An 11,517-nucleotide genomic window follows, 5' to 3' on the forward strand; every position below is an offset into this window, starting at 1 on the left:
CACCCGACCCCGAGAAGAGGCGACGTTCGACATGTCCAGGTATGAATGGAACGGCACCCACCCCGCCATCGAGACGCTCAAGGACGCCATCGAGGGCAGGGGCAGGGGCGGCGACGGGAGCGGGTGCCGGTGCCGGTGCCGGTGCCGGTGCCGGGGCGGAAGCGGGCGCGGGGGGCTGTGCGGCGGCGGGCGCCGGAGCGGCGACGCCCCCCGGCCCCTGCACGGCTGCTCCCGTGGCCCCTCCCGGCGCCCCCGGGGCCTGCGGGGCCCCCGACCGCACCGCCGCCCGGGCAGCGGCCGCGCCGCCGCCCGGCGGGATCGGCGCTCCGCCGCCGTGGGCCTCGGGTCCGGGGACGTAGCCCATGGCGGGCGCGCCGGCGCCGCCCGAGAAGCCGACGCCGCGCTCGATGCGGTCGAGGCGGGCCATCACCGAGCGCTCGTCGCCGTAGGCGGCGGGGAGCAGCACGCGCGCGCAGATCAGCTCCAGCTGGAGGCGGGGCGAGGTGGCGCCGCGCATCTCGGTCAGGCCCTCGTTGACCAGGTCGGCGGCGCGGCTCAGCTCGGCGGCCCCGAAGATGGAGGCCTGGGCCTGCATGCGCTCCAGGACGTCGGCCGGGGCGTCGAGGAGGCCCTTCTCCACGGCGTCCGGCACGGCGGCGAGGATCACCAGGTCGCGCAGCCGCTCCAGCAGGTCGGCGACGAACCGGCGCGGGTCGTTGCCCCCCTCGATGACCCGGTCCACGACCTCGAAGGCCGCGGCCCCGTCACCGGTGGCGAAGGCCTCGACGACGGAGTCGAGCAGGGAGCCGTCGGTGTACCCGAGCAGCGAGGTCGCCATGGCGTACGTCACACCGGCCTCGCCTGCGCCGGCGAGGAGCTGGTCCATGACGGACATGGAGTCACGCACGGAACCGGCGCCGGCGCGCACGACGAGCGGGAGCACGCCCTCCTCGACCGGGATCTCCTCCCGCCCGCAGACCTCGGCGAGGTAGTCGCGCAGGGTGCCGGGCGGCACGAGCCGGAAGGGGTAGTGATGGGTCCGGGACCGGATGGTGCCGATGACCTTCTCGGGCTCGGTGGTGGCGAAGATGAACTTCAGATGCTCCGGCGGCTCCTCGACCACCTTCAGCAGCGCGTTGAAGCCGGCCGACGTGACCATGTGGGCCTCGTCGATGATGTAGATCTTGTACCGGCTGCCCGCGGGGCCGAAGAAGGCCTTCTCGCGCAGCTCACGGGCGTCGTCCACACCACCGTGGGAGGCCGCGTCGATCTCGATGACGTCGATCGAGCCCGGCCCGTTGCGCGCGAGGTCCCGGCAGGACTGGCACTCCCCGCAGGGGGTGGGAGTGGGGCCCCGCTCACAGTTCAGGCAGCGGGCGAGGATGCGCGCGCTGGTGGTCTTCCCGCACCCACGCGGACCGCTGAACAGGTACGCGTGATTGACCCGGTTGTTCCGCAGCGCCTGCTGCAGCGGGTCGGTGACATGCTCCTGCCCGATGACCTCCGCGAAGGTCTCCGGGCGATAGCGGCGGTACAGGGCGAGAGACGACACGCATACGAGGTTATAGGCGCCCACCGACAACGGGCTCCGCCCGAGGCTCCCGCCCCTCGGCGGTCCACCGCATTTCCGCGCCCTCGGGGGAACGCAAGGGCCCCCCACGCACCCGCCAGAGCCGACCTACCCTTGCTGCCTTCCGGCCCTGGGGGAGTTCAGTCAGATAGCGCCACGTGAGGGGCTGGGCCCCACAGTACCCGATCGCGGCCCGCGGTCTGTACCCGGTGCGCGCCGCGGACCGCACCCGAGGACGGCCTGCGGGAACGGGTTCGCGAGCACTCCCCTCGGTCATGTAATGTTTCCGGCGGAGGATTCGCCTAGAGGCCTAGGGCGCACGCTTGGAAAGCGTGTTGGGGGCAACCCCTCACGAGTTCGAATCTCGTATCCTCCGCCAGTGCCTCACCGGGCACGATGTCGAAGGGCCCCGCCGCAAGGTGGGGCCCTTCGACGTTGTCCTCAGACCTCGTTGTCCTGGTTTTGTCCACAGCGGGTGTTTCCGAGGGGCCCCAGATGGCTTCGGCGATCTTCCGGGCCACGTCCTTGAGCATGGCGTCCGGCACATGCAGGTACCTCGCCCGCATGCTCGCGGAGGTGCCGGCTCCCACCCCATGATCTGATCGATGACGCCGTCCGGGGACGCCGAGCAGCATGAGCACGGTGGCGGCCGTGTGACGTGCGTCATGCGGCCGGGCGTTCCGGACCCCCGCGTCTTCCAGGAGCCGCTTCCAATCGCGATAGTCCGTGTTCGGGCTCAGCGGGCCGCCCAGCGGCTTGGTGAACACGTAGTCCGACTCGGTCCACAGGTCGCCAGCCGTCTTGCGCCCGCGCTCCTGCGTCTCGGCATGGGTACGGAGCATGGCGACCAGTGGGCCCGGCAGGGGCACGGCGCGCCGGCCCGTGCGCGACTCGGTGTTCTTGGTCTCGCGCCGCCCCTGCACCTTGGCCGGGCAGTACCCCGCCTTCCGGCCGCACGGTGAGGCTTCCGGGCACCCGTGCTCGCACCGGGGGCGCAGACGGTTGCGGCGAAGCTTCAGGTACTCGTTGTCCAGGTCGACGTCAGACCAGCGCAGTCCGAGCGTCTCGCCCTGCCGCAGTCCGAGCGCCAGAGCCAGCATCCAGCGGGCGCTGATCCTGCGCTTGTTGGCTTCCAGCAGTAGGCGCTGAACCTCTTCCACGGAGTAGGGCTCAACCTCGGATTCGTCCTCTTCCACCTGGGGCGACTTCGCCAGCGCGGCGGCATTCTTCGTACGGTGTTGTGGATGTGTCGCCGGGTCGGGCGGCACGATCGCAAGTGCTGCTGCAGCGCCCTGGCCAGCACCCCGCAGGCTTGCACGGCCGGTAGCGTCGGGGCCCCAGACGGGGGTGGCGCGCACGTGAGGAGTGCGCCTGCCAGACCGGACCGCTGCTCATTCTCCCTTTGGCCGGGCAGTTTGCAAAAATCAGTGCGCGGCACTTTACGGTGTGCGTATTGAGTCGATCTCCTGGTGCCCTTCATACTCGGCGCCATCCTTAAGGGAATCCCTCACCGCATTCCAGCGCACTGAGATGAGGGAGAAGCCCCAGATCTGGACTGTTTCCATCCAAAGGAGACGGCTGTGCGGCCTTTCATCCAGGCGAGCACTCTGTAGCAAGCCCCAGGTGAACAAGGTGGCGGCTGTGTCACCGATCGTTGTCACAGCCACATCTAGCGGATTGAATCGTAAGGCCATCGGCCAGTTTCTGCTCTCCGGCCGGATGGCGCATATGGCACCGCGCAGGGAAATCAAGCGGACATGTCGGTGAAATTGTCGGCGGAATTCTTCACTGGATTCACCTTACAACGCGGCAGCCATTCCGTCTGAAATAGGCAGGAGTAATCTTTACTCTATTCCATTGGAGATTCAGTGAAATCCTTCATTTATCGACGGTTTGCTACATTCATTTGCCCGGCTGCAGCGTGCGCTTCGGCTGCAATGGTACTCGTAGCGCCTCTCGCACATGCCACGAATCTTGTGCTGCCGATGTCAGGCGCGGACAACGATGCTCTGAACCGGGTCGTCGGCTTCGGCCCCTCCTACAGCGGCCCCCCGCGCGGATTCACCAACTCGGACTATGAGAAGTACTGCGACCAAGCTGGATACGGTACCGGTTGGGGCCAATGCGCGATTAGTACATATGTCGAAGAGGAGCGTGCCGCAGACATCAACTACCACAAGCAGGTATCAAATCCGGTCACTAACTGCAATACCGGCACCAGCGACATGATCATGCGCAGTGACGGCTATCAATACGGCGCTACCTACAAGGTAGGCCAGAAAGTGTCGATCGCAGTGACGATCGCCTTCAAAGAGTCACCTCTCGGATTTGGAGCCAACGAAGCAGCCTTGTTCAGTGCCAGCGTCAGCCAGGATGTTTCGTGGGGTGACACAGCCGGTGAGACCGTGAGCCAGACCAAGCAAATAAGCCCCGGCTATCAGGGATGGTTTGAGTTTTACACGGATCACGGCACCTCGCACGGGATTGCCCATGTAGTGATCGTAGGCGCGCCAAATCCTAATATTTATCAGTCAGGTTCCCTTATTCCGTATCCTCGCCCCAGCGCTACCTTGTCCTTCCCCATGGAGTTTAAGGGAGACCTTCCCGCACCACTCGATGCGGCTACGGCAGCAGCCGATGAACCTATCCATGGCCTTGTGCCGATCGAGGTAGCCATTAATTGCTAGCGCAAACACGCTGCACAGAGATTAAATCCGAAATAAGGAACCGCAAAGAGCTTGAGGCGGAGGAAGTCCCGCACGGGGTGTAATAACACAGTAAGGCACTAATGAATGAACAATTCAAAATTCCTGCGCATCTTCATCCCACTCTAGGAGATCACATGAAGCCCTTCAACCGTCGACGATTTGCCAGACTCTTTTGTCCAGCGGCAGTCTCTGCTTCGATCGTCATGGCACTTGGCGCGCCTCCCGTTCAGGCCGCAGGATCATTGACCACGCTCGACAATGCGATGCTGGGTAAGATTGTCGGATTCGGCCGCTCGAGTACCGGGAGCCGCGCATTTACGAATCAAGACTACTGGAATTACTGCAAGAAGGCTGGATTCGGCACGGGCTGGGGTCAGTGCGCGACCAGTGCATTCGTTGAAGAACAGCGCATCCAGGAAGATCAGAACTATAATCAGCACATCCTTCATAAGCCGAACTGCGGACCAGACCCCGAAACTTGGACCGACATCAAGAATTACACTCATTCAACAACCTATTCTGTCGGAACTTCGATCGGGACCGGGTTCTCTATTGAATTTGATCAGGCGCCGTTGGGTGTCGGCATTACCGAAAATGTCACTTTCCAGATAGAAGCCAGCTTCTCGGCCACTTGGACCCATGATGTCACGTATTCGAACGGAGTGGGCCTTACCATTCCCGGTGATAGTTGGGGTGACATCTACTTCTACACGTATCATGGACAGTCGCATGGACTCGGCTCGATTGAAATCGTTGGCGGGCCGAGGCAGGATATATACCAGCCGAGCACTAGTATCCCCTACCCGGCACCCAGCGCCACCGTGTCAATCCCCATGGACGTGAGTGGCGATCTGCCGAAGCCGCTGGATCCAAGTATGGCTGCCTTGCAGACATTGACCGGCTGGAAGACGATGACGCCGGCCATGAGCGCTGACGACAAGAGAAATATTTGTCATGAGGCATAGACGCTCATTCCACGTCTTCCTCTGAGAACCGGGATGGGTTTCGAGAAGAAGGCGCAAGTAATCGAGAAGTGATCCGGGCCGCGAGGGACGAGGGCGGCCCGGATCACTTCTCGTTCGCCTAACATTATTTCCCGACGCAATCGCATCGTCCGGTGGCCTGCACACACTGTCACGTTCGTGTCCATCGAAGTCTGACCGTCGGGTGACAGTCCCCCCATAACGGATCAGCCCTCAACACCCCACACATACAAGCGAAATTCCCTGATCGCAGCCTTCACCCGGTCGCCAAGCGACAGACACCGTGGCCGCCCGATTCGCGGCCCGTCGCCACCCCGCTCCCCCACCACCTTCAACAGTCGCTCAAACTGCTTCATCCGCAGCCCCGTGAACGTCTGCTTGTGGTGGCTGTCTACTACCGGACGAACCTCACCATGCGGCAGCTCGCTCCGCTGTTCGGGGTCTCGCCGACCACGGTGTGCAGGGTCATTAAGCGGCTTTGGCCTCTCCTCGCGCTCGAGCCGGCCGCGCGTCCCGTCGATGCCGCGGACCGGCTGTGGATCGTGGACGGCACGCTCGGTCCGGTCCGGCGCGGCCTACCTCCGCAACATCGCGATGGCCTCCGCGGCACTCGACACGATGAGGTCGGGCTTGCGGGGGCCATCGCCCGATTCACGGCCGCCGGCCACCCCGGCGGTCCGCAGTCCGGCCGCCTGTGCCCCCGCTATGTCCGTCGCGGTGTTGTCACCCACCAGCCACCCTCCGGCGCTCAGCGGCACGCCACAGGCCGCGGCTGCGGCATCAAAGAAGGCGCGCTCTGGCTTCCGTGCTCCGACACCTTCCGAGATGGTGACTCCGTCGAAGAGTCCGGTGAGTCCGGTTACGTCAAGCTTGGCGCGCTGGATATCAACCGCCCCATTTGTCGCAATCCCCAGTGTCCATCCCTCGCGGCGGAGCTCTTGGAGACCTTCCAGGACCCCGGGAAAGCAGCGCATCGAGCGAGTCACTCCGTGGACGTACTCACGCCACGGGTCCTCAGCGCCGTCCGTGAGCCGTAGGACGTCTCGCAGGTAATCGAAGTCTTCGGGGTACGCCCGGTCTCGCAGCCTGGCAGTCAAATGCCACGGCCTGATCTGACAGTCCACGGGAGCGGGCGAAGGCACTCGCCCATGCGTCCAAGCCGCCCTGTCGGTCAATCAGGGTGTTGTCGAGGTCAAAGAGTGCCAGCACACGCCGGACGCTACGCGACGACTGCTGAGCCAGATCAGCAAAAGCCGTGCGCGGGGATCATCGGTCAGCTGTCATGGAACAGACCGAACCCGTTTGGAGGGAAGCGTGCCTCAGAGTCACGAGGGAATCCTCGTTCCAGTGCAGCGGGACGTAGGAAGGTGGAGCATGCAGTGGCAGCTCAATTGCCCTGCGTGCGGCATCGCGGAAGTGGAGCAGGGGCAGGTCGGCGCCGACCACGAGGCGGTCACGGTGCATCCCGACCGCGACAGCAGTGGGAGCCCGCTTGGAACCAGAGGCGGATACGTCAGCGTGGAACTGACCTGCGCGGCAGGCCACGGCTTTGACTTCATCGTCAGCAACCACAAAGGGGCCGAGTTCGTTGGGGTAGTCGCTCGTACCTGATCTCGTTGTCCTGGTCTTTGCCCAGTGCACCGACGGCCGCCACCGTTCACCGCCGTACGCGCACCCCCTCTGACCTGCCCCGCCAACCCGTCCGTACGCCCCTGTACGGCCACGCGGACAGTTGGAAAGCGTGTTGGGGGCAACCCCTCACGAGTTCGAATCTCGTATCCTCCGCCAGTGCCTCACCGGGCACGATGTCGAAGGGCCCCACTGTTCGCAGTGGGGCCCTTCGACGTTGTCCGGCCTGCTGAGCGACCTAGCGGAGCATGACTCCCGTCACATGCATCGGCGGTCAGTCGATGCCTTCGACGATGCGGAAGTCGCGCTCGACGCCGTCGGAGAGGGCGGCCAGCGCCTCCTGGTAGGCCGCACTCTCGTGCGCCGCGACGGCCTGCTCGAAGCTGTCGAACTCGATCAGGACGGTGCGCTCGGCGATTCCGGCGTCATGCGCCTCGACCCGGCCGCCACGGACGAGGACCCGGCCGCCCCCGGCCTTGACGGCCGGACCGGCCAGCTCGTTGTAAGCAGCCAGCTTCTCAGGGTCGGAAATGGTGCGGTAGGCGCTGACCCAGTAGCCCTTGGGCATGGAACCTCCAGTGTCGGGATGAGTGCATCTGACTGTGTCGGGATGAGTGCATCTGACTTACGGGTTGGTCTCGGACGAGCGTCGGCGGGCGAGAGCGAGGCTCGTCAGCGTCGTGATCGCCATGGCGCCGATGCCGATCAGCGCCGCGGTGGTGTAGGCGCCGTCGTCGGGGAAGAGGTGGCCGGGGCCGGTGCCCGCGGCGAGGATCAGGCCGCCGATGGCGCTGCCCAGGGAGTACCCGACGCTGCGTACGACGTAGTTGAAGCTCATGGCGCTCGACGTCTCACTCTTGGGGGTGACGGCCAGGATGACGCCGGGCATCGCGGCCGAGAAGCCGCCGACGCCGAAGCCGAGCACGCCCATCGCCGCGAACAGTTCGGCCAGGTCCGACCGGGCCGCCGCGAACAGGGCGAACCCGCCGCCGACCACGACGGAGCTGCCGGCCAGGAGCAGGGGGCCGGCGATCCGCGTACGGACCCGCGGCGTGAGCTTGCCGGCGACGAACCCCAGCACCGAGAACGGGATGAGGACCAGCCCGGCGACGAAGGTCGTCAGCCCGAAGCCGTAGCCGGCGCCGTGCGGCGTCTGCGCGTACCGGGTGATGAGCGTGAGCAGGAGGTACATGCCGATCCCGCCGACGAACATGGCGAGGTTCGCCCCGGCGACCGCCGGGTGCCGCACCGCCCGCACATCGACCAGGGGCGTCGTGCCGCGCAGCTCGATGACGGCCCAGACGCGGAGCAGCACCACCGCGACGACGGCGAGGCCCGCCGCCACGGCGAGGTGCCGGCTCCACAGATTCCGTTCGCCGGCGAGGAACAGCACCAGGAGCAGCGCAGCGGCCAGGACGACCGCGCCCGCCACGTCCACGTGGGCGGAGCGGCCCTCGGGGGCTTCGGGCATGGAGCGCCACGCGGTGAGGAGGGCGGCGGCGGTGACGACCAGGCCGAGGCCGTAGGCGGCCCGTACCCCGCCGAGCTCGGCGAGCAGTGCGGCCAGCGGGTAGCCGACGCCGGCCCCGATGATCGAGACCACCGAGATCAGGGCGATCACGGCCGCGCCGCGCTCCTCGGGGAGGTGGTCCCGGGCCACGCCCATCATCAGCGCCGTCAGCCCGAGCCCGACGCCCTGGGCCGCCCTGCCGGCCAGCAGCCACGCGAACGGCAGCGGCAGCACGGTGAGCGCGCTGCCGGCGACGACGACCGCCAGCGTGGCGAGGATCGTGGCCCGGCGGTGCGGGCCGGCTCCGAGCCGGCCCAGGACCGGCGTGGCGACGGCGCCGCTGAGCAGCGCGACGGTCAGCGTCCACTGCGCGCTGCCGAGCGAGACGTGGAACGAGGTCGCCACGCTGGTGATGAGCGGCGTCCCGAGGCTGGCGACCGCCGCCACGACCAGAGCGATGAACATCAGGGCGGGAACCAGCAGCCGCGCCTCGGAACGCGCCACCGGGAACGCCTTCACCGCGCTCCCGCCGGCCGGCTGCCCGGTCACCGCTTCGGCACTTCGCGGTCCTGGCTCTCGAGCTCTGCCAGATGCTTCAGCGCCGGAAGGGCCGCCACCAGCGCCTCGACCTCGTCGCCGGTGAGCGCGCAGATCAACCGCTCGAACGCGTGGACGCCCGCCTGGCGCCGCGTCCGGACGTAGGAGGCGCCGGCCTCGGTCAGGCACACCAGCGTGACCCGCTTGTCGGACGCGTCGCCCCGCCGCTCGACCAGGCCGGACTCCTCCATCACCCGGACCAGGGCGGTCATCGCGGGCTGGGTGACGCCCTCGACCGCGGCCAGATCGGTGATGCGCCGCGGGCCGGTCCGGTCCAGGGTGGCCAGGGTGGCGGCGGACGTCAGGCTCATGTCCCGGGGCAGGCGTCTCGCGGCCCTGGTGGCCAGGCCGTAAAGGGCTGCCCCGATGGCGGCGGACGCGTCAGGAGCGGTGTCTTGACGACTCATGCTCGAAGCATAGCATTTTTATATTCATAGTTTATGGAAATATCTCGTGTGCCCCCGCAAGCCCAGAGGGCCGGACCACATCAGCGGTCCGGCCCTCAAAACCACGGTCGCAGGCCCCCCGAGCGCACGCCCGGAGAGCCCTGCGGGGCTGTCTGCCGAACCCCGTACGGGCCGAGTAGCCCGTCCCGCGTGGAGCCATGCCGGGTCTCGCCCTATCGCTGCACCCGGATCGGTGCCGAGACCGTCACCTGGTCCAGGGCGGAGACCCGTACCGTCGCCTTCACGGTCCACCGGCCCGGGATCGGCAGGTCGAAGGAGTCCGCGGCCCAGTAGCCCCCGCGGTCGGTGACCTTGGCGTCCAGAGGGCCGATCCGCTGGGCGGGGAGAGTGAGGGTGATCCGGAGTTCGGGGACCGTGGAGAGGCCGCCGTCGGGGCCGTAGACGACCGCCTGGACGGAGTTCGTGCCGACCCGGCCCGGGTCCAGGGTGATCTGGACGCTGCCGTGGCCACCGGGCGTGCCGACGTCGAACGGGATCGTGGTGACCGAGGCCGCGGCGATGCCGGCCGCCGGCGCGGCGGTGTCGGCCGCCTCCGCCGCCGTGCGCCCGGGCGGCGTGGTCGTCAGGAGGGTCGTCAGGGCCAGGACCACTCCGGCCACGGCCGCCTCGGCCAGCACCGAGCGGCGCAGGAGGTGGAAGGAGACCGCGGGGGGCGGGGTGGGGCGGCTCGGGGGCGGGGGCGGAGTGGGGGGCGACGGGGGGACGGTGACCGGTTCGGGGGTGCGGGCCCGGTGGGGGGACGGGGCCGGGGCCGGGGAGGGCTGGGTCAGGCGTTTCGTCCAGGTGCGGGAGCAGGCCGCCGCCAGCAGCAGCGCCGTCACCGCCGCCAGTTTGGCCAGCAGGGTGCGGCCGTACGTGGTGTCCGTGAGCGCCGGCCAGGAGCCCAGGCCCCGCCAGGACTGGTAGACGCCGGTGAGGGCCAGCACCGTCACCGAGGCGAGCGCCAGGCGGGAGAAACGGGTGAGGACCGGGACCGGGAGGGCCGACGGGTCGTGTGCCGTCCGCCGCAGGGTGCGCAGCAGCGCCGCCAGGCCGCCCAGCCAGGCCGCCATGGCCAGCAGGTGCAGGGTCGCCGAGGTGACCGCCACGGGGACCTGGAGGCCCGCGGAGGCGTGTTCGGCCGTCGTCCAGGTCAGGGCCAGCGGAAGGGTGAGGGCCGCGGCCAGGGTGAGAGCCGTACGGCGCGGCAGCCTCCTGCGGCGGGCCCGCAGGAGGGCCGCGCCCGCCCCGGTCACGAGCAGCAGCGCCAGCCGGGCGAGGAGCAGCTCGCCGGGCCGGGTCGTCGCCGTGCGGGAGAGCGCGGACAGGGAGAGGGCCGTCACCGGGGACGAGCCCTCCTCGTACGGGGCCCGCAGCAGGAACAGGGCGGCCGTCGAGACGAGGAGGGTCACGGCGGCGGCCAGGGCGGGGGTGCGGAGCGGGGACGTCACGGGCGGGCGGCAGTACGCCACGAACGCCGCCGTGCCCAGCAGCAGGGCCAGGGAGAGGTAGGCGAGGTAGCGGGCGATGTTGTACAGGGCCGCCGTCGCCGGGTTCTCCGCGTCGTCCGCGACGGGGCTCGCCGTGGTCGCGGTGCGTCTGCCGACCGAGAACGTGAGCGCGCCGGACACCGGGTGGCTGTCCGCCGAGACCACCCGCCAGGCGACCGTGTAGGTGCCGGTGGCGAGCTTGGCCGGGAGGGCGGCGCGGGCGGTGGCGGAGCGGCCGGAGGCGTGCTCGGTGGGGCCGGTGCGGACGCGGTGGTTGCGGGGGTCGTAGATCCGGAAGGAGTCGTCGAGCAGGCCGACCGACTCGCTGAAGGTCAGGGTCACCTCCCGGGGGGCCGTCTTCAGGACCGTGCCGTCGGCGGGGTCGCTCCGGCGCAGGGCCGCGTGGGCCGAGGCGGGGGCCGCGGTGCCGAGCAGGAGCAGCAGGACGGCCGTGCCGAGGAGCGTCAGGTGGCGCAGGGAGGGCCGCAAGGGGGCGCGGAGGGACGCCGGGAGAGGTGCCCGGAGAGGTGCCCGCCGCCGTTGACGGCGTGGCTCACGGCGTGTTTCCCGGCCTGGGCCTCGGT

At 68.3% G+C, this 11,517-nt stretch carries 9 protein-coding genes, 1 tRNA gene, 1 other RNA gene and 3 pseudogenes; 5 read left to right on the forward strand and 9 right to left on the reverse strand.

Annotated features, from left to right (window positions below):
- Together AB0N17_RS38950 and ffs are read right to left on the reverse strand one after the other, a co-directional pair.
- On the reverse strand, positions 1–1,552 hold a 1,552-nt coding region (locus tag AB0N17_RS38950; RefSeq protein ID WP_366016406.1), incomplete at its 3' end, for a DNA polymerase III subunit gamma and tau.
- Positions 1,553–1,645: 93 nt separating this feature from the next.
- Positions 1,646–1,740, reverse strand: an RNA gene (gene ffs, locus AB0N17_RS38955) — signal recognition particle sRNA small type.
- A gap of 121 nt (positions 1,741–1,861) precedes the next feature.
- Here ffs and AB0N17_RS38960 point away from each other — a divergent pair.
- Positions 1,862–1,949: transfer RNA gene (locus AB0N17_RS38960), tRNA-Ser, on the forward strand.
- Between the two features lie 82 nt (positions 1,950–2,031).
- On the opposite strand, the pseudogene AB0N17_RS38965 reads toward AB0N17_RS38960, so the two are convergent.
- A pseudogene (locus AB0N17_RS38965) lies at positions 2,032–2,799 on the reverse strand (site-specific integrase); the annotation flags it as partial.
- A 756-nt stretch (positions 2,800–3,555) separates the two neighbouring features.
- Here AB0N17_RS38965 and AB0N17_RS38970 point away from each other — a divergent pair.
- A complete protein-coding gene (locus AB0N17_RS38970) occupies positions 3,556–4,257 on the forward strand; it encodes a hypothetical protein (protein WP_366016407.1) in 702 nt (233 codons plus the stop codon).
- 155 nt (positions 4,258–4,412) lie between these two features.
- Positions 4,413–5,243, forward strand: coding sequence for a hypothetical protein (locus AB0N17_RS38975; RefSeq protein ID WP_366016408.1), 831 nt, complete (start codon positions 4,413–4,415; stop codon positions 5,241–5,243).
- Between the two features lie 275 nt (positions 5,244–5,518).
- Here the strand turns inward: AB0N17_RS38975 and AB0N17_RS38980 are convergent.
- Positions 5,519–5,617 (reverse strand): annotated as a pseudogene (locus AB0N17_RS38980) (IS5/IS1182 family transposase); the annotation flags it as partial.
- 12 nt (positions 5,618–5,629) lie between these two features.
- Between AB0N17_RS38980 and AB0N17_RS38985 the strand changes: the two are divergent.
- Positions 5,630–5,830 (forward strand): annotated as a pseudogene (locus tag AB0N17_RS38985) (transposase family protein); the annotation flags it as partial.
- Positions 5,831–5,836: 6 nt separating this feature from the next.
- On the opposite strand, the gene AB0N17_RS38990 reads toward AB0N17_RS38985, so the two are convergent.
- Entirely contained in the window at positions 5,837–6,358 is a 522-nt protein-coding gene (locus tag AB0N17_RS38990; protein ID WP_366016409.1) for an HAD family hydrolase, read from the reverse strand.
- Positions 6,359–6,635: 277 nt separating this feature from the next.
- On the opposite strand from AB0N17_RS38990, the gene AB0N17_RS38995 reads away from it, so the two are divergent.
- Entirely contained in the window at positions 6,636–6,872 is a 237-nt protein-coding gene (locus AB0N17_RS38995; protein ID WP_366016410.1) for a hypothetical protein, read from the forward strand.
- 292 nt (positions 6,873–7,164) lie between these two features.
- Here the strand turns inward: AB0N17_RS38995 and AB0N17_RS39000 are convergent, their stop codons facing one another.
- From AB0N17_RS39000 to AB0N17_RS39015, 4 genes are all read right to left on the reverse strand, one after another.
- On the reverse strand, positions 7,165–7,458 hold the full coding sequence (locus tag AB0N17_RS39000; protein ID WP_366016411.1) for a DUF1330 domain-containing protein: 294 nt from the start codon (positions 7,456–7,458) through the stop codon (positions 7,165–7,167).
- 57 nt (positions 7,459–7,515) lie between these two features.
- Complete coding sequence (locus AB0N17_RS39005; RefSeq protein WP_366016412.1) at positions 7,516–8,949, reverse strand: MFS transporter; 1,434 nt, start codon at positions 8,947–8,949, stop codon at positions 7,516–7,518.
- Entirely contained in the window at positions 8,946–9,308 is a 363-nt protein-coding gene (locus AB0N17_RS39010) for a MarR family transcriptional regulator (protein WP_366016449.1), read from the reverse strand. The genes AB0N17_RS39005 and AB0N17_RS39010 overlap by 4 nt, the downstream gene beginning before the upstream one ends.
- A 308-nt stretch (positions 9,309–9,616) precedes the next feature.
- Positions 9,617–11,422: a copper resistance protein CopC gene (locus AB0N17_RS39015; protein WP_366016413.1), complete on the reverse strand. Its 1,806-nt coding sequence runs from the start codon at positions 11,420–11,422 to the stop codon at positions 9,617–9,619.
- Between the last annotated feature and the right edge of the window lie 95 nt (positions 11,423–11,517).

The sequence above is a fragment of the Streptomyces sp. NPDC051133 genome, from assembly GCF_040682635.1.
Taxonomy (GTDB): Bacteria; Actinomycetota; Actinomycetes; order Streptomycetales; family Streptomycetaceae; genus Streptomyces.